The organism is Microbacterium esteraromaticum (genome assembly GCF_028747645.1).
GTDB lineage: Bacteria > Actinomycetota > Actinomycetes > Actinomycetales > Microbacteriaceae > Microbacterium > Microbacterium esteraromaticum_C.
The window spans coordinates 1,942,983-1,960,825 of the sequence record NZ_CP118100.1 but is presented as its reverse complement, the minus strand read 5'-3'; the positions used below and the strand labels follow the sequence as shown (position 1 = coordinate 1,960,825).

The following is a 17,843-nucleotide window of genomic DNA, read 5'->3' as shown; positions in this document are numbered from 1 at the left end:
CGACGCATTGGATCGTTAAGGAGTCCCGTGGCCCTCACCACCGACGTCAAGGCTGAGCTTGTCAGCATCCGCAATGCACCCCCGACGGTGCGGGTCGCGGAGGTGACAACCATTCTGCGCTTCGCCGGTGGGCTGCACTCGATCGCAGGTCGCGTCGCTGTCGAGGCGGAAGTGGATGCTGAGACGTTGGCCAAGCGCGTCACCCGCGACCTCGCCGAGATCTACGGTGTGCGTCCGGAGGTTGCCCAGGTCAAGGCGAGCTCCTCGGGTGGTGACGGTGCGCGCTGGGCCGTGCGTGTGATCGGCGCGGGGGAGACGCTGGCGCGCCAGACCGGTCTGCTCGACGCGCGACGCCGCCCGGTGCGCGGCCTTCCCAATCGCCTCACCACGGGATCCCCGGAAGAGCTCGGGGGCATCCTGCGCGGCGCCTTCCTCGCCGCGGGAACGCTCAGCGAGCCGGGCCGTTCGGCGATGCTGGAATTCTCGTGCCCCTCGGGTGAGGCCGCCATGGCTCTGGTCGGTGCCGCACATCGGCTGGGCATCGCCGCCAAGGCCCGCGAGGTGCGCGGCCTTCCGCGCGTCGTCGTGCGCGAGGGGGAGTCCATCCAGAAGATCCTCACCGTCATGGGTGCGCGCCGCACCGCCGTCTCCTGGGAAGAGATGCGTCAGCGCCGCGAGGTGCGCGCCGGTGTGAACCGCCTGGTCAACTTCGATGACGCCAACCTGCGCCGCTCGGCGCAGGCTGCCGTCGCCGCATGCGCACGCGTCGAGCGTGCGCTGCAGATCCTCGGCGACGAGGTTCCCGATCATCTGCGCATGGCGGGCAACCTGCGCCTGGCGCACCGGGATGCGAGCCTCGACGAGCTCGGCCACCACGCCGAACCGCCCCTCACGAAGGACGCGGTCGCCGGTCGGATCCGACGCCTGCTCGCAATGGCCGACAAGCGCGCCCAGCAGGAGGGCATCCCCGGTACCGAGGCCGCGGTTCCCGTCGGCATCGACGACTGACTCCCGCTCGGGCAACGGGAAGGAACCGGCCTGGGGCGCTGTTGCCGTCAGTAGGATGAGAGACGTCCGCCCCTGCGGCGCACTTCGGCATCGCAGGTAATCGGTAAGCGCCGCGGCGCGGCGCGGATTGGATGAAATCGACATGGCGATCTACACGCTTCCCGACCTCCCCTACGACTTCGCGGCCCTCGAACCGCACATCAGCGGCAAGATCATGGAGCTGCACCACGACAAGCACCACGCGGCCTACGTCGCAGGTGCGAACGCGGCGCTCGAAGGCCTCGCCGAGGCACGCGAGAGCGGCAACCTCGCGAACGTCAACAAGCTCGAGAAGGACCTGGCCTTCAACCTCGGTGGCCACGTCAACCACTCGATCTTCTGGACCAACCTCTCGCCCGAGGGCGGCGGGCAGCCCGAGGGTGAGCTGAAGGCAGCCATCGACGAGTTCTTCGGCTCGTTCGAGAAGTTCCAGGCGCACTTCGCAGCGGCAGCAGCCGGCATCCAGGGGTCGGGCTGGGCCGTGCTCAGCTGGGACCCGATCGGTGCCCGCCTGATCATCCAGCAGCTGTTCGACCAGCAGGCCAACACCGCTCAGGGTACGGTCCCGCTGTTCCAGCTCGACATGTGGGAGCACGCCTTCTACCTGGACTACCTGAACGTCAAGGCCGACTACATCAAGGCCGCGTGGAACATCGCGAACTGGCAGAACGTTGCGCAGCGCTTTGAAACAGCGCGTGAGAAGACCTCCGGACTGCTGGTACTGTCGTAAAACATGGGCGTCCTGATGGGCGAAAAGCCCATCAGGACGCCGTTGTCCGCGTTATCGGCGAGATTCTCGCATTTCCTTGATTAAGAACCAGGAGACTTTCGTGTCTGTCAAGATCGGTATCAACGGCTTCGGTCGTATTGGAAGAAACTTCCTCCGCGCAGCGCTCGCACAGAACGCGGACATCGAGATCGTCGCGGTCAACGACCTCACCGACAACGCCGCGCTCGCGCACCTGCTGAAGTACGACTCGGTCGGCGGCCCCCTGGGCGTCGAGGTCTCGCACGAGGGTGACGTCATCACCGTCGGTGGCAAGGCCATCAAGGTCTTCGAAGAGCGCGACCCCGCCAACCTCCCCTGGGGCGAGCTCGGCGTCGACATCGTCATCGAGTCGACCGGTCGCTTCACCAAGGCAGCCGACGCGGGCAAGCACATTGCCGGCGGTGCGAAGAAGGTCATCATCTCGGCACCGGGTACCGATGTCGACGGCACCTTCGTCGTGGGTGTGAACGAGGACTCGTACGACCCGGCCGCGCACAACATCATTTCGAACGCTTCGTGCACCACGAACTGCCTCGCCCCGCTGGCGAAGGTCTTCAACGACAAGTTCGGCATCCAGCGCGGCTTCATGATGACCGCCCACGCGTACACCGCCGACCAGAACCTGCAGGACGGCCCGCACAGCGACCTGCGTCGCGCCCGCGCCGCCGCCGTCAACATCGTTCCGGCATCGACCGGCGCAGCCAAGGCCATCGGCCTGGTTCTGCCCGAGCTCAACGGCAAGCTGAGCGGCTCGTCCTACCGCGTGCCGGTGCCCACCGGCTCGATCGTCGACCTCACGATCGTCTCCGATCGTGACGACCTCACCGTCGAAGAGATCAACGCCGCGTACCGTGAGGCCGCCGCCGACGGACGCCTCGAGGGCATCCTGCAGTACACCGAGGACCCCATCGTCTCCAGCGACATCCAGCTCAATCCGCACTCGTCGATCTTCGACGCCGAGCTGACCAACGTCAGCGGCAACCTCGTCAAGGTCTCGAGCTGGTACGACAACGAGTGGGGCTACTCGAACCGTCTGGTCGACCTCACCGAGTACGTCGCAGAGCGTCTCTGAATCCGATGACTCTGCGCACCCTCGACTCGCTGGGCCCGCTGGAGGGCCGACGCGTCATCGTCCGCTGTGATCTCAACGTTCCCCTGCGGGACGGAGAGATCACCGATGACGGTCGCGTCCGCGCCTCCCTCCCGACGCTGAAGACGCTCATCGAAGCGGGAGCACGTGTGATCGTGTGCTCGCACCTCGGGCGTCCCGCCGGAGCACCCGACCCGCAGTACAGCCTGGCCCCCGTCGCAGAGCGACTGGGCGAGCTGCTCGACGCGTCGGTCGCGTTCGCCACCGACACCGTCGGACCTGCGGCACAGCAGGCAGTCGCGGAGCTGCAGAACGGTTCGGTCGTCGTGCTGGAGAACCTGCGGTTCAACGCGGGGGAGACGGCCAAGGACGACGAGACGCGTCGCGGCTTCGCGACGGAGCTCGCATCGCTGGGCGATGCGATGGTCTCGGACGGCTTCGGCGTCGTGCACCGCAAGCAGGCCAGCGTCTACGACCTGGCCGAGTTGCTGCCCTCGGCGGCGGGGCTGTTGATCGCGGCTGAGCTCGATGTGCTCGACCGCCTCACCGAGACCCCCGAGCGGCCCTACACGGTCGTGCTGGGCGGATCGAAGGTCAGCGACAAGCTCGGGGTCATCTCGCACCTGCTCCCGCGGGTGGATCGACTGCTGATCGGCGGGGGGATGCTGTTCACCTTCCTCGCCGCTCAGGGGCATGCCGTGGCATCGAGCCTGCTCGAGAGCGACCAGCTCGACACGGTGCGCGCATACATCGCCGAGGCCGCGGAACGCGGCGTCGAACTCGTGCTGCCGACCGACGTCGTCGTGGCGTCGGGGTTCGCGGCTGATGCCGCTCACGAGATCGTCGCTGCGGATGCCATCGAGCAGAGCTCGTTCGGTGCCGCGGGTATCGGCCTCGACATCGGCCCCGAGACAGCGGCGGCGTTCGCCGCTGCTGTCCGGGCGTCGAAGACCGTTTTCTGGAACGGTCCGATGGGCGTGTTCGAGTTCCCGGCCTTCGCCGCGGGCACGAAGGCGGTCGCGGAAGCGCTCACCGAGGTCGACGGTCTCGGTGTCGTCGGCGGTGGTGATTCGGCGGCTGCCGTGCGCCAGCTCGGCTTCGCAGATTCACAGTTCGGACACATCTCGACGGGCGGAGGCGCCAGCCTCGAGTTCCTCGAGGGCAAGAAGCTCCCAGGCCTGGAGGTACTCGGATGGCAAGCACGATGACGCAGAACCGCAAGCGCACCCCGCTGATCGCGGGCAATTGGAAGATGAACCTCGACCACCTTCAGGCGGTCGCGACGGTGCAGAAGCTGCACTGGACGCTGAAGGATGCCGGACACGAGGGTGACACGGTCGAGGTAGCCATCTTCCCGCCGTTCACCGATATCCGCAGCGTGCAGACGCTGATCGACGCCGACAAGATCCCGTTCGGTCTGGGTGCGCAGGACCTCTCAGCCCATGACTCCGGCGCGTACACCGGTGAGATCTCCGGCGCGTTCCTGTCGAAGCTCAATGTCGGCTACGTGATCATCGGTCACTCCGAGCGCCGCGAGTACCACGATGAGAGCGACGAGATCGTCGCCGCCAAGGTGAAGGCCGCGATCAAGCACGGCTTGGTTCCGGTGATCTGCGTCGGCGAGACCGCCGAGGATCTGGAACGGTTCGGCGCCAGTGCTGTGCCCGCCGGGCAGCTCGAGAAGGCTCTCGAGGGCATCCCCGCGTCGAGCGACATCGTCGTGGCGTACGAGCCGGTCTGGGCGATTGGATCGGGCCAGGCTGCGACTCCCGCGCAGGCTCAAGAGGTCTGCGCCGCGCTGCGTGGCGTGATCGGCCGCGTGCTCGACGAGGACGCGGCGGCACGCACCCGCGTGCTGTATGGCGGTTCCGTCAAGTCGGGCAACATCGCGAGCTTCCTGCGCGAGCCCGACGTCGATGGTGCCCTGGTGGGCGGCGCGAGCCTCGTCGTGGACGAGTTCGCGGCGATCGTGCGGTTCGAGAAGCACGTCGGCGTGTGACGTGGCCGGGGCGCGCAAGCGCCTCGTCCTATAATTGACGGCTAGGTGGGTCGACCGGCCCCCGTGAAAGGCTTCTTCGTGCAGGTACTCGAGTTCGTACTGCAAGTGCTGATGGGCATCACCAGCGTTCTGCTGACGCTCCTCATCCTTCTTCACAAGGGTCGCGGTGGCGGCTTGTCCGACATGTTCGGTGGAGGTATGTCGGCGGCCGTGGGGTCGTCTGGTCTCGCCGAGCGCAACCTGAACCGCTTCACCGTTGTGTTGGCGCTGGTGTGGTTCGTCTCGATCGTCGCCCTCGGGCTCATCACGAAACTGCAGGTGATCTGATGTCCACCGGAGGAAACGCGATTCGCGGTACGCGGGTCGGCTCGGGCCCGATGGGCGAGCAGGATCACGGTTACCACGCCGACCGCATCGCCGTGTCGTACTGGGACGGATTGGGCAACGAGACCGTCCGGTACTTCGCCGCCGGTCTGCCCGACGAGGAGATCCCAGACACGATCGACCACCCGCAGAGCGGCCTGCCCGCGGGGCGGGACAAGAGCAACCCGCCGGCCCTGTCGAAGACCGAGCCGTTCAAGACGCACCTCGCCTACGTGAAGGAGCGTCGCACCGACGAGGAAGCTGAACAGCTTCTCGAAGATGCGCTCACGCAGCTGAGGGAGCGTCGCGGCGGCCGTTGAGCCGCGGCCCCCGCAGTCCCAGAACAACGAGTAAGGGCCCCCACCGCGAGGTGGGGGCCCTTACTCGTTGTTCTGGAGATGATCCGTGAGGATCACTCTGATCGAAATGGAGGGGATGACGGGAATCGAACCCGCGTCATTAGTTTGGAAGACTAAGGCTTTACCATTAAGCTACATCCCCGCTGTCGGGGGCTTGATGCCTCCGGTGGGCCCCGCTGTGCGGTGCGCCTCGTCAAGCATAGCGGACAGTTGGAGTGCTCCCGTCCGTTAGACTCATTGAGGCCGATCCCGCGCGCGGGTCAAGCCGGGGCGTAGCTCAGCTTGGTAGAGCGCCCGCTTTGGGAGCGGGAGGTCGCAGGTTCAAATCCTGTCGCCCCGACCACGGCCCAGACTTCACGACCGCGCCGTTCGTGCGGAAACCACAAGGAGATACCCCAGCATGGCCAACAGCACCGTCGAGAAGCTTTCCCCGACCCGGGTCAAGCTCACCATCACGGTCACCCCCGAGGACCTCAAGCCCAGCATCGCGCACGCGTACGAGCACATCGCTCAGGACGTGCAGATCCCCGGCTTCCGCAAGGGCAAGGTTCCCGCGCCGATCATCGATCAGCGCGTCGGTCGCGGTGCGGTCATCGAGCACGCCGTCAACGAGGCACTGGACGGCTTCTTCCGTGAAGCCGCCGCCGAGCACGGCGTGCGCATGGTCGGACGCCCCGCCGCTGACATCACGCAGTGGCCGAACGAGAAGGACTTCTCGGGCGACCTGCTGGTCGACATCGAGGTCGATGTTCGTCCCGAGGTCGAGCTGCCCAGCCTCGAGGACATCACGATCACGGTCGACGCCGTCGAGGCCGACGCCGCCGGCGTCGACGCTGAGCTCGACGAGCTGCGTGCCCGCTTCGGCACCCTGATCCCCGTCGACCGTCCGGCCGCCAAGGGCGACTTCGTCGACCTTGACCTGGTCGCGAACATCGACGGCACCGAGATCGATCGCGCCGACGGCGTGTCGTACGAGATCGGCTCGGGCCAGCTGCTCGAGGGCATCGACGAGGCGCTCGAGTCGCTCACTGCCGGTGAAGAGACCACTTTCCGCTCGACGCTGGTCGGTGGCGACCACGCGGGTGAAGAGGCCGAGGTCGCCGTGACGCTCAAGGCGGTCAAGGAGCGCGAGCTGCCCGAGGCAGACGACGACTTCGCGCAGATGGCTTCGGAGTTCGACACGATCGCCGAGCTGCGCGACAGCCTCGCCGAGCGCGTCGCTGAGCAGGGCGTCTTCACCCAGGGTGCCGCTGCGCGCGACCAGCTGATCGAGACGCTGCTCGAGCAGATCGAGATCCCCGTTCCGGCCCAGCTGATCGAGGACGAGGTGCACAACCACCTCGAGTCCGAGAACCGCCTGGAAGACGACGAGCACCGCGCCGAGGTCACCGAGGCCAGCGAGAAGCAGTTCCGCACCCAGGTGCTGCTCGACACGATCGCCGAGAGCGCCAACGTGCAGGTCTCGCAGGAAGAGCTCAGCCAGTACCTGATCCAGTCGGCCGCTCAGTACGGCATGGCTCCGCAGGAGTTCGTCGAGGCGCTGCAGGGCGCTGGCCAGCTGCAGTCGCTGGTCGGCGAGGTCGCGCGCAACAAGGCGCTGGCCGTAACCCTCGGCAAGGTCAAGATCGTCGACAGCAACGGCACCGCCGTCGACCTGTCGGCGTTCATCGGTGACGCCGAGGACGAGGCCGCTGACGAGGCCCCGGCCGAGGAAGCCCCCGTTGAGGAGGCTCCGGCTGAGGAGAAGCCCAAGAAGAAGGCTCCGGCCAAGAAGAAGGCCGCTGCGAAGGACGACGCCGACAAGGCCGAGTAACCAGAGCGCGGATAGGGGCGGATGCTGCGGCATCCGCCCCTTCTGCGTCTGCGGAGGATGACATGACAGACCTGGATACCCGATTCGATGCGGTCTGGGACGATGAGTCCCTGTCGGAGGACGAGCGCATCGTCGCTATCGACGCGCTAGCGGCCCTTTGCGGCGACGGTGCGCGCGCAGCATTCGAGCGCGCCGGCGCGCTCGACTCGGCGGGACGCGAGGGGGAAGCCGAACCGCTGTACCGACGTGCCCTGGAACTGGGGCTTGCCGAGGAGCTGCGCGTGCAGGCGGTGATTCAGCTCGCGAGTACTCTGCGGAATCTGGGTCGCGTCGCCGAGAGTCTCGACCTGCTGCGCGCCGAGCGTCGGCGTGGGGGAGAGCTCAGTGACGCTGTGGCCGCGTTCTACGCCCTGTCACTGGCATCCGCCGGCGATCCGCTCTCGGCGACGTCGGTCGCGCTGCAAGCACTCGCGCCGCACTTGCCGCGCTATCGCCGTTCGGTGACCGCCTACGCGCAGGAGCTGCGCCCGCCCCGGTGATATGCCGACGGCGAACACGGGGGAGCAGGCTGCCGCGCGCCGGTAGATTCGAATCACCGAAACACGGAAACAGGAGCTGACATGGCTGAACCTCTGATGGCGACGAGCGTCTTCGACAGGCTGCTGAAGGATCGCATCATCTGGCTGGGCTCTGAGGTGCGCGATGAGAACGCGAACGAGATCTGCGCCAAGATCCTCCTTCTCGCCGCCGAAGATCCCGAGAAGGACATCTACCTCTACATCAACTCGCCCGGTGGTTCGATCACCGCGGGAATGGCGATCTACGACACGATGCAGTTCGTGCCGAACGACATTGTCACCGTCGGCATCGGCATGGCCGCCTCGATGGGACAGCTCCTGCTGACCAGCGGCACCAAGGGCAAGCGCTACATCACCCCGAACGCCCGCGTGCTGCTGCACCAGCCGCACGGCGGCTTCGGCGGAACGGCCAGCGACATCCAGACTCAGGCGCAGCTGATCCTCTCGATGAAGCGTCGCCTCGCCGAGATCACGGCATCGCAGACCGGCAAGACGGTCGAGCAGATCAACGAGGACGGCGACCGCGACCGCTGGTTCACCGCCGATGAGGCCCTCGAGTACGGATTCGTCGACCACATCCGCGAGCACGCCAGCGACGTGCACGGCGGCGGCGGCACCGGCGCGGACAAGTAAGGCAGGAAGACACCTATGTACACCCCCACTTTCCGCGCCGCCGGCAACCTCCCCTCCAGCCGCTACGTGCTGCCGCAGTTCGAAGAGCGCACGGCCTACGGCTTCAAGCGTCAGGACCCCTACAACAAGCTGTTCGAAGACCGCGTGATCTTCCTCGGCGTGCAGGTCGACGACGCATCGGCCGATGACGTCATGGCGCAGCTGCTGGTTCTGGAGAGCCAGGACGCCGAGCGCGACATCACGATGTACATCAACTCGCCCGGTGGCTCGTTCACGGCGATGACCGCGATCTACGACACGATGCAGTACGTGGCGCCGCACATCCAGACCGTCGTCCTCGGCCAGGCGGCATCGGCGGCCTCCGTGCTGCTCGCAGCGGGTGCTCCCGGCAAGCGTCTGGCCCTGCCCAACGCGCGCGTCCTGATGCACCAGCCCGCCATGGGTGAGGCCGGCCACGGTCAGGCATCCGACATCGAGATCCAGGCGGCCGAGATCCTGCGGATGCGCACGTGGCTCGAAGAGACCATGGCCAAGCACACCGGCAAGGCGACCGAGCAGGTCAACAAGGACATCGACCGCGACAAGATCCTCTCCGCTCAGGAGGCGCTCGAGTACGGCATCGTCGACCAGGTGCTGACCTCGCGCAAGCGCGGCTGACGCGACCTGACACTGAAGCCCCCTCCGATCATCGATCGGAGGGGGCTTCGGCGTTCCGCGCGTCGCGCGCAACGAATGCGCAGTGCAACCGCATGTGACTGCTCATCTGAGCACTCCGATGCGCGTTCGTCGGCAAGCTCCTATGCTGGAGGCGAGAGGAGGATGCCCGTGGATGACGAACTGCTGATGGTCCGGGTTGCGGAACTGTCGTACGACGAGAACAAGACTCAGGACGAGATCGGCGCTCTGCTGGGCATCTCGCGCTGGAAGGTCGGGCGTCTGCTTGTGCAGGCGCGTGAGCAGGGCATCGTGCGCATCGAGATCGTGCACCCGCGGGCGCGCCGACTCGGTGTGGAACGCGCGCTCGTCGCGCGTTTCGGGCTGAAGGATGCCGTCGTCGTCCCCGCCGTCGACAACCCGGACGCCCTGCTCTCCCACGTCGCGGCAGCGGCCGCGGAACTGATCATGGCTCTGCGTCCGGTACCTCGCGAGATCGCCGTCAGCTGGGGGCGCACCCTCACCGCCGTCGCCGACGCCCTTCCGCAGGGGTGGGCGACGGGCGTCACCGTCGTCCAGGCGAACGGCGGCGTGAGCTTGAACCGTCGCTCTGGCGGCGCGGCATCCGTCGCCGTCACGATGGCCCAGCGCGGCGCCGGACAGGCAGTGCTGCTGCCCAGCCCCGCGATCCTCGAGCGCGTCGAGACGAAGCTGGCGATCGAAGCGGACCGAACGATCGCGGCGATCCTCGACCGTGCTGCCCGGGCGAACACCGTGCTGTTCACAGCCGGCCCGTGCGACGCGGGATCCGCGCACGTCGAGAACGGGTACCTCGCGGCGCAGGACATCGCTGAGCTCTCGCGCCGTGGCGCGGTGGGCGACGTGCTCGGGCGGTACATCGACGCCGACGGGAACATCGTCGACCCTCAACTCGATGCCAGGACTGTCGGCATCGGCCTCGACAGCCTGCGCGCCGCAGAACGCGCGATCTTCGTGACCGCGGGCGCCTCGAAGCACGACATCGCGCGTACAGTCGTCAGCAACGGACTGTGCTCCGTTCTGGTGACCGAAGAATCCACTGCCCTTGAACTCTTGGAGGAGATGTGACGACCACGGAACTGGCCCGCCGAACGGCGGTCGACGTGCTCGGCGGTGAACCCGACGACCAGACCCTGCGGCGCTTCCTGCACGGCCTGCCCGGCGTCGACGCCGTCGGCCTGGAACAGCGCGCAGCCGCACTCGGCACGCGTTCGATCAAGACGACGTCGAAGGCCTGGGCACTCGACAAGATCATCTCGTTGATCGACCTGACCACACTCGAAGGGGCCGACACGGCCGGCAAGGTGCGCTCGCTGGTCGCGAAGGCGAAGAACCCGGATGCCGCCGACCCGAGTACTCCGCTGGTGGCAGCCGTCTGCGTCTACGGCGACATGGTCGGCCATGCGGTCGACGCGCTCGGCGACCTGCACGGAGACCCTGACGACGGTCGCATCGCGGTGGCCGCGGTGGCCACGGCCTTCCCGTCGGGCCGCGCGTCGCTGGAGATCAAACTCGCCGACACGGCGGATGCTGTCGCTGCCGGAGCCGATGAGATCGACATGGTGATCGACCGCGGCGCCTTCCTGGAAGGCCGCTACGGACTGGTCTTCGACCAGATCGCCCGGGTCAAGGAGGCCTGCCGCCGCGAGGACGGCAGCTATGCCTCGCTGAAGGTCATCATGGAGACCGGCGAGCTGAACACCTACGACAACATCAAGCGCGCCTCATGGCTGTCGATTCTCGCCGGAGGCGACTTCATCAAGACCTCCACGGGCAAGGTGCAGCCGGCTGCGACGCTGCCGACCACGTTGCTCATGCTCGAGACGGTGCGCGATTGGCACCGCGCCACCGGCGAGAAGATCGGTGTGAAGCCGGCCGGTGGCATCCGCTCGTCGAAGGACGCGATCAAGTATCTCGTCACCGTCGCCGAGACCACCGGCGAGGAGTGGCTGCAACCACACCTGTTCCGGTTCGGCGCGTCGAGCCTGCTCAACGACGTGCTGCTGCAGCGCCAGAAGATGATCTCCGGCCACTACTCCGGCCCCGACTACGTCACGATCGACTGAGAAGGAGAGCGCATATGTCATTCCTGGAATACGCTCCCGCACCCGAGTCCAAGGCAGTCCTGAACCTGCGTGAGAGCTACGGGCTGTTCATCGACGGTGAGTTCGTCGACGGCACCGGGCCGAGCTTCCACACGATCTCTCCCGCCGATGAGTCCCGCATCGCCGAGGTCGCATCGGCATCCGACGAGGACATCGATCGCGCTGTCGCGGCTGCCCGCCGTGCGCACGACAAGGTGTGGTCGAAGATGAGCGGGCGCGACCGCGGCAAGTACCTGTTCCGCATCGCACGTCTCGTGCAGGAGCGCGCACGCGAGCTCGCCGTGGCAGAGAGCCTCGACAACGGCAAGCCGATCAAGGAGAGCCGCGACGTGGATGTGCCGCTGGTGGCATCCTGGTTCTTCTACTACGCAGGCTGGGCCGACAAACTCGACTACGCGGGCCTCGGAGCCGACCCCAAGGCGCTGGGCGTGGCGGGGCAGATCATTCCGTGGAACTTCCCGCTGCTGATGCTCGCGTGGAAGATCGCTCCGGCACTGGCCGCGGGCAACACCGTGGTGCTCAAGCCGGCCGAGACGACGCCGCTGACGGCGTTGATCTTCGCCGAGATCGTGCAGCAGGCCGACCTGCCCGCCGGCGTCGTCAACATCGTCACCGGGGCCGGGGCGACCGGCGCGACGCTGGTGCGCCACGCCGACGTCGACAAGATCGCCTTCACGGGGTCGACCGGCGTGGGCCGCAACATCGCGAGGGCCGTCGCCGGAACCGACAAGCGGGTCACGCTGGAGCTGGGCGGCAAGGCGGCCAACATCGTCTTCGATGACGCACCGATCGACCAGGCAGTCGAGGGGATCGTCAACGGCATCTTCTTCAACCAGGGCCATGTCTGCTGCGCTGGGAGCCGGCTGCTGGTGCAGGAGTCGATTCACGACGAGGTCGTGGACCGCCTGAAGCACCGACTGTCGACTCTGCGCCTGGGGGACCCGCTCGACAAGAACACCGATATCGGTGCGATCAACTCCGCGGCCCAGCTCGAGCGCATCCGCGAACTCAGCGCGGTCGGCGAGAGCGAGGGCGCCGAGCGCTGGACCGCCGACTGTGCGATTCCCGACAAGGGTTTCTGGTTCGCGCCGACCATCTTCACCGGTGTCGAGGCGTCGCATCGCATCGCGCGCGACGAGATCTTCGGCCCGGTGCTGTCGGTGCTGACCTTCCGCACCCCGGCCGAGGCGATCGCGAAGGCGAACAACACCCCGTACGGCCTGTCGGCGGGCATCTGGAGCGATAAGGGGTCGCGCATCCTCGCCGTGGCCGACAAGCTGCGTGCCGGTGTCGTGTGGGCGAACACCTTCAACAGGTTCGACCCGGCCAGCCCGTTCGGCGGGTACAAGGAGTCGGGATACGGGCGCGAGGGCGGCCGACACGGCCTGACCGCATACCTCAAGGGAGCATCGGCATGAGCAAGCGATTGACCGTTCCGAAGACGTACAAGCTGGCCATCGGCGGCGCGTTCCCGCGCAGCGAATCGGGACGCACCTACGAGGTGCGCTCGGCGAAGGGGGAGTTCCTCGCCAACGCCGCGAAGGCGTCGCGGAAGGATGCCAGGGATGCCGTCGTCGCGGCACGCGGCGCCGTCAAGGGCTGGTCGGGGGCGACCGCGTACAACCGCGGTCAGGTGCTGTACCGGGTTGCCGAGATCCTGGAGGGCCGTCGCGCCCAGTTCGTCGACGAGATCGTCGCTCAGGAGGGCGTGACCGCGGCCGCCGCCGGAACGCAGGTGGATGCCGCCATCGACCTGTGGGTCTGGTACGCGGGGTGGTGCGACAAGTACGCGCAGGTCACCGGAAACGCCAACCCCGTCGCGGGGCCGTACTTCAACATCTCCGTGCCCGAGCCGACGGGTGTCGTCGCGATCGTCGCGCCACAGGACTCGGCGCTGCTCGGGCTCGTCTCGGTCGTCGCGCCGGCTCTGGTGGCGGGCAACGCGGTGGTCGTCGTCGCGAGCGAGCAGTACCCGCTGTCGGCGATCAGCCTGGCAGAGGTGCTCGCGACCAGCGATGTGCCCGGCGGCGTCGTGAACGTGCTCACCGGTTCGGCCGCGGAGGTCGCGCCCTGGCTCGCCTCGCACGCCGACGTCAACGCCCTGGACCTCACCGGAGCGGGGGGCCTCGACTGGGTCGACCTCGAGATCGCGGCGGCCGACACACTCAAGCGCGTGCTGCGCCCGGCATCCGCCGAACCGAGCCTCGATCGCATCACAGCATTCACCGAGACGAAGACGGTCTGGCACACCAAGAGCATGATCTGAATCGCTGACGTCCGTCGTCACCCAGTAACGCCCCGTTCGGCTTCGGTCGGGCGGGGCGTTCGTCTCTCGTGCGGGCACGCACTAGCATGCCGACATGCAGAGCCTCCCTCGCCGTGTATCGGTTTCTGTCATCGCGCTGGTGGGCACGCTCGCCGTCGGCTGCACCGCGGCAGAGCCCGAGACAGCTCCGACGACGGAGCCTCCCCGCACCGCGCCCGCCACGAGCGCCTCGGCAGCGCCGACGCCGTCCGCGGTTCCCGCACCGACGCCGACGACCGACCTCGGAGGGTGCGAGTCCAGAACCAAGCTCGGCTTCTTGACCGGTGGTGATGAGGCGGGGCGCTGGGTGTACTGGACGGGACCGCAACTTCAAGACAGGGGAGCGACGAGCGGAGCGCGCGGCAGCGTGGCGACGGATGACGGAGGTCGCCTTCTCTCGTACGCGGTCGCAGACGGAGACGGCGCCTATGAGATCAGCGACCGTTTCTGCATCGACATCATCTCGTTCGCGACATACAGCGACCACGACTGGCTGAGGCTTGATCCCGGCGATGTACTGCGGCTCGCGATCGAGCCAGCAGACCTGTTCGAGGTTGGCTAGGGTACCGGCCGGCGTGCTTTTGTTAGCTCGCGCGCCAATCCGCCCGGGTGTCGGCGGGTGCGGTTAGGCTCAGAGAACGATCTTTCGATCCCGAGGAGGACGCATGGCCCGCATCGGTGAAAGCGCTGATCTGTTCAAGTGCTCGTTCTGCGGAAAGAGTCAGAAGCAGGTGCAGCAGCTCATCGCAGGCCCTGGTGTGTACATCTGCGATGAGTGCGTCGAGCTGTGCAACGAGATCATCGAGGAGCGCATGGCCGAGGCCGGTGCCGGTCCCGTGGCCGACTTCGAGCTTCCCAAGCCGCGCGAGATCTTCGCCTTCCTCGAGGAGTACGTGGTCGGGCAAGAGCCCGCGAAGCGGTCACTCGCCGTCGCCGTGTACAACCACTACAAGCGCGTGCGCGCTCGCGGTGCCCTTCAGCCGGCCGAGCAGAAGGCCGAAGAGGTCGAGGTCGCTAAGAGCAACATCCTCATGCTCGGGCCCACCGGGTGCGGCAAGACCTATCTCGCGCAGACGCTCGCAAAGCGGCTGAACGTTCCGTTCGCCGTCGCGGATGCCACGGCGCTGACCGAGGCGGGGTACGTCGGCGAGGATGTCGAGAACATCCTGCTCAAACTGCTGCAGGCCGCCGACTACGACACCAAGCGCGCCGAGACCGGGATCATCTACATCGATGAGATCGACAAGATCGCCCGCAAGGCAGAGAATCCCTCCATCACGCGCGACGTGTCGGGCGAAGGTGTCCAGCAGGCGTTGCTGAAGATCCTCGAGGGCACCGTCGCCTCCGTCCCGCCGCAGGGTGGTCGCAAGCATCCGCACCAGGAGTTCCTGCAGATCGACACGACGAACGTGCTGTTCATCGTCGCGGGAGCGTTTGCCGGGCTGGAGGACATCATCTCGGCCCGTGTCGGCAAGCACGGCGTCGGCTTCGGCGCACCTCTGCACGACAAGGGCAAGGACCTCGACCTGTTCGGCGAGGTACTGCCCGAGGACCTGCACAAGTTCGGTCTGATCCCCGAGTTCATCGGTCGGCTCCCGGTCGTGACCTCTGTGTCGCCGCTCGACCAGGACGCGCTCATCGACATCCTCACCGGGCCCCGCAACGCACTGGTCAAGCAGTATCAGCGCATGTTCGAGCTGGACGACGTGCAACTCGAGTTCGAAGAAGACGCGTTGCGCTCGATCGCCGACCTCGCCGTGGAACGCAAGACCGGCGCCCGAGGACTCCGCGCGATTCTCGAGGACGTGCTCGGACCGATCATGTTCGAGATCCCCTCCGCCGAGGACGTCTCCAAGGTCATCGTCACCAAGGACGCCGTCGAAGAGGGCGCAGCCCCGACGGTGATCCTGCGCCGCAAGCGCAAGAGCGCGTGAGCGCGGCTATCCGGGGAACCATCGTCACGCTCGGCGGCGGTGGATTCTCGATGTCCGATGACGGCACGTCGGCCATTGACGACCTCCTGCTGGACCTCACCGGACGTGAACGACCCAAGGTCTGTTTCGTGCCCACGGCCAGCGGTGATTCCCTCGACTACAGCAGTCATTTCGAGGCCGCCTTCGCGGGACGTGCCGAGACCTCGGTGCTGTCGCTGTTCGGCAACCGGGTCTACGACTACAGCGACCCCGAGATGCTTCGCGATCAGGACGTGATCTACGTCGGCGGCGGTTCGACGGCCAACCTGCTGGCGATCTGGCGTCTGCACGGTGTGCCCGAGGTGCTTCGCGCGGCGGCCGCCGACGGCACGATCCTCGCCGGCATCAGCGCGGGTATGAACTGCTGGTTCGACGCCTCGTCGACCGACTCGTTCGGACCGCTCGCTCCTTTGCGTGATGGGCTCGGATTCCTGCCCGGGAGCGCCTGTCCGCACTACCTAGGTGAGCCGGGGCGCCGCGAGAAGTACCTCGACTGGGTGGGCTCGGGAACGCTGCCCGAGGGGATCGCGGCCGACGATTTCTCGGCCCTCATCTGGCGCGACGGCGAGCTCGTCGAGGCGGTCAGCGAACAGCCCGGGCGTCCCGTTTTCCAGGTGGAGCGCCGGGACGGCGTCGGCGTCGAGCGCGAGATTCCCGTGCGGCAGCTGACGGCGCGCTGAGCGCCGATCACGGGCATCCGCCGTCGGAGAACGCGCCGCGTGCGCGTGCGCGGGACGCCGACGCGGCGCGTCCTCGGAGATCTGCACAACTTCGGAGCCGGAAGTCAAGCGGTGGATGCATCATGCGGTTAGGAGGAACTCGTTGAACGCTTGGGCGGGTGTTCTCAGCTCAAGGGTGGGGCGGGGTCTGGCGTTGAGTTTGTCGGCGACGTGGCGCAGGTCCTCGGCGGTCCAGGCGGATAGGTCGCTGCCCTTGGCGAACCAGTGCCGCAGGAGCCGGTTGGTGTTCTCGTTCGTGCCGCGCTGCCAGGGTGAGTGTGGGTCGCAGAAGTAGACGGGGGCTTGCAGATCGAGTTGAATGTCGACGTAGTCAGCCAGTTCGGTTCCTCGGTCCCAGGTGATCGATCGGCGCAGGTGGTCGGGGAGCTTGCTCATCTCGCGGATCATCGCCCCGGCGACTTCGGTTGCCGTGTGGCAGTTGGGCAGGTGCAGCAGGATCGTGAACCGGGTGGTCCGCTCCACCAGTGTCCCGATCGCTGACCGGTTCCCTGCGCCGAGGATCAGGTCCCCCTCCCAATGCCCAGGGACCGCACGGTCCTCGACCTCAGCAGGGCGTTGGCTGATCTTCAACGCGTCTTTGAACGGGCTCGGTGAACGCCTGCTCGCCCCTTCCCGGGACTTGCGGGCCGTGCGCCCGGTGGACAGCTGACGGGCCAGATCCTGGCGTAACTGGCCGCGCCCTTGGACATACAGGGCCTGATAGATCGTCTCGTGGCTCACCCGCCAAGTCTTGTCGTCCGGATGGTCGATTTCGAGGACCGTCGCGATCAGCTTCGGACTCCACCCATCGTCCATCCAGTCGGTGATCTGCGCGGCGAGGGATGGGTTCGTGTTGAGTTTGAACTCCTTCGGCCGTCGCCGGCCACGCTGCGCGGACAGCTCCGCGACCGCCGCGCAATACTGACCATCCACACCCCGGTGCCGAGCGAGTTCACGAGAGATCACCGACTGATCCCGGCCAACCCGCCAACCGATCTCGCGCTGAGACAGGCCCGCTCGCACGCCGGACTGGATCTCGATTCGCTCTTCCAACGTCAACCCCCGACCTGGCACCGAGTCCGGGCGTAGAGGGTCGGAAACAGGCTTCTGGCGACGAAACACTGGCATACCGACACTGTCCCGCCACCACATCCCGATCGTTTTGTCTGACACGCCAACGACCTGCGCAGCGCGCCCGAAAGAGAGCCCCTGACACACCGCCAGCAGCGCCGCATCCCTGACCGCAACCGAATACGTCATCAACGACCTCCGCATCAACCGATGCATCGACCATATGAATCCGCCCTCCGAGAGTGCGCAGATCTCCGAAGTTGTGCAGCGAGAAGTTGTGCAGCGAGAAGCTAAGCAGCGATCTGGGGCCGTGCGGCCACCTGACC

General features: G+C 66.9%; 18 protein-coding genes, 2 tRNA genes and 1 pseudogene. 19 read left to right on the top strand and 2 right to left on the bottom strand.

All coding sequences use genetic code 11. The features are described 5' to 3' along the window. Positions 1-27: 27 nt before the first annotated feature. The 7 genes from whiA (at position 28) to PTQ19_RS09200 (ending at position 5,588) form a co-directional block, all read left to right on the top strand. A complete protein-coding gene (gene whiA, locus PTQ19_RS09230) occupies positions 28-1,008 on the top strand; it encodes a DNA-binding protein WhiA (protein ID WP_179410567.1) in 981 nt (326 codons plus the stop codon). 142 nt (positions 1,009-1,150) lie between these two features. Next, positions 1,151-1,777, top strand: coding sequence for a superoxide dismutase (locus PTQ19_RS09225; RefSeq protein WP_179410568.1), 627 nt, complete (start codon positions 1,151-1,153; stop codon positions 1,775-1,777). Between the two features lie 100 nt (positions 1,778-1,877). Next, positions 1,878-2,888 (top strand): type I glyceraldehyde-3-phosphate dehydrogenase, encoded by a 1,011-nt coding sequence (gene gap, locus PTQ19_RS09220; RefSeq protein ID WP_179410569.1) that lies wholly within the window; start codon positions 1,878-1,880, stop codon positions 2,886-2,888. Positions 2,889-2,893: 5 nt separating this feature from the next. Continuing rightward, positions 2,894-4,114, top strand: coding sequence for a phosphoglycerate kinase (locus tag PTQ19_RS09215; protein WP_274367104.1), 1,221 nt, complete (start codon positions 2,894-2,896; stop codon positions 4,112-4,114). After that, entirely contained in the window at positions 4,099-4,905 is an 807-nt protein-coding gene (gene tpiA / locus PTQ19_RS09210) for a triose-phosphate isomerase (RefSeq protein WP_274367103.1), read from the top strand. Before PTQ19_RS09215 ends, tpiA begins: the two co-directional genes overlap by 16 nt. 78 nt (positions 4,906-4,983) lie before the next feature. Beyond that, on the top strand, positions 4,984-5,232 hold the full coding sequence (gene secG, locus PTQ19_RS09205; protein ID WP_179411819.1) for a preprotein translocase subunit SecG: 249 nt from the start codon (positions 4,984-4,986) through the stop codon (positions 5,230-5,232). Further along, positions 5,232-5,588: an RNA polymerase-binding protein RbpA gene (locus PTQ19_RS09200; protein ID WP_179410571.1), complete on the top strand. Its 357-nt coding sequence runs from the start codon at positions 5,232-5,234 to the stop codon at positions 5,586-5,588. The genes secG and PTQ19_RS09200 overlap by 1 nt, the downstream gene beginning before the upstream one ends. A 107-nt stretch (positions 5,589-5,695) precedes the next feature. Here the strand turns inward: PTQ19_RS09200 and PTQ19_RS09195 are convergent. Continuing rightward, a tRNA-Gly gene (locus PTQ19_RS09195) sits at positions 5,696-5,769 on the bottom strand. 124 nt (positions 5,770-5,893) lie between these two features. On the opposite strand from PTQ19_RS09195, the gene PTQ19_RS09190 reads away from it, so the two are divergent. The 12 genes and pseudogenes from PTQ19_RS09190 to PTQ19_RS09135 all read left to right on the top strand — a co-directional run bounded on the left by PTQ19_RS09190 (position 5,894) and on the right by PTQ19_RS09135 (position 16,407). After that, a tRNA-Pro gene (locus PTQ19_RS09190) sits at positions 5,894-5,970 on the top strand. Positions 5,971-6,027: 57 nt separating this feature from the next. Continuing rightward, positions 6,028-7,440 carry a trigger factor gene (gene tig, locus PTQ19_RS09185; protein ID WP_274367102.1) on the top strand — a complete coding sequence of 471 codons (1,413 nt, stop codon included), beginning with the start codon at positions 6,028-6,030 and terminating at the stop codon, positions 7,438-7,440. A 62-nt stretch (positions 7,441-7,502) separates the two neighbouring features. Continuing rightward, positions 7,503-7,979 (top strand): tetratricopeptide repeat protein, encoded by a 477-nt coding sequence (locus tag PTQ19_RS09180; RefSeq protein ID WP_274367101.1) that lies wholly within the window; start codon positions 7,503-7,505, stop codon positions 7,977-7,979. A 69-nt stretch (positions 7,980-8,048) separates the two neighbouring features. Further along, positions 8,049-8,651: pseudogene (locus tag PTQ19_RS09175) on the top strand (ATP-dependent Clp protease proteolytic subunit); the annotation flags it as partial. Between the two features lie 15 nt (positions 8,652-8,666). Next, positions 8,667-9,308: an ATP-dependent Clp protease proteolytic subunit gene (locus tag PTQ19_RS09170; protein WP_179410575.1), complete on the top strand. Its 642-nt coding sequence runs from the start codon at positions 8,667-8,669 to the stop codon at positions 9,306-9,308. 162 nt (positions 9,309-9,470) lie between these two features. Further along, positions 9,471-10,412 (top strand): sugar-binding transcriptional regulator, encoded by a 942-nt coding sequence (locus PTQ19_RS09165; protein WP_206549611.1) that lies wholly within the window; start codon positions 9,471-9,473, stop codon positions 10,410-10,412. Next, positions 10,409-11,410 (top strand): deoxyribose-phosphate aldolase, encoded by a 1,002-nt coding sequence (deoC, locus tag PTQ19_RS09160; RefSeq protein ID WP_274367100.1) that lies wholly within the window; start codon positions 10,409-10,411, stop codon positions 11,408-11,410. Before PTQ19_RS09165 ends, deoC begins: the two co-directional genes overlap by 4 nt. A gap of 14 nt (positions 11,411-11,424) precedes the next feature. Next, on the top strand, positions 11,425-12,867 hold the full coding sequence (locus PTQ19_RS09155) for an aldehyde dehydrogenase family protein (RefSeq protein ID WP_274367099.1): 1,443 nt from the start codon (positions 11,425-11,427) through the stop codon (positions 12,865-12,867). Next, the gene (locus PTQ19_RS09150) at positions 12,864-13,715 is read left to right on the top strand and encodes an aldehyde dehydrogenase family protein (protein WP_274367098.1); all 852 of its coding nucleotides are present in this window, start codon (positions 12,864-12,866) and stop codon (positions 13,713-13,715) included. Before PTQ19_RS09155 ends, PTQ19_RS09150 begins: the two co-directional genes overlap by 4 nt. A 94-nt stretch (positions 13,716-13,809) precedes the next feature. Continuing rightward, entirely contained in the window at positions 13,810-14,316 is a 507-nt protein-coding gene (locus PTQ19_RS09145) for a hypothetical protein (RefSeq protein ID WP_274367097.1), read from the top strand. A 103-nt stretch (positions 14,317-14,419) separates the two neighbouring features. Next, positions 14,420-15,688, top strand: coding sequence for an ATP-dependent Clp protease ATP-binding subunit ClpX (clpX, locus tag PTQ19_RS09140; RefSeq protein ID WP_179410580.1), 1,269 nt, complete (start codon positions 14,420-14,422; stop codon positions 15,686-15,688). After that, positions 15,685-16,407, top strand: a complete 723-nt coding sequence (locus PTQ19_RS09135) for a peptidase E (RefSeq protein ID WP_274367096.1) — start codon at positions 15,685-15,687, stop codon at positions 16,405-16,407. The genes clpX and PTQ19_RS09135 overlap by 4 nt, the downstream gene beginning before the upstream one ends. A 120-nt stretch (positions 16,408-16,527) precedes the next feature. On the opposite strand, the gene PTQ19_RS09130 is transcribed toward PTQ19_RS09135, so the two are convergent. After that, entirely contained in the window at positions 16,528-17,706 is a 1,179-nt protein-coding gene (locus PTQ19_RS09130) for an IS30 family transposase (RefSeq protein WP_425313203.1), read from the bottom strand. Between the last annotated feature and the right edge of the window lie 137 nt (positions 17,707-17,843).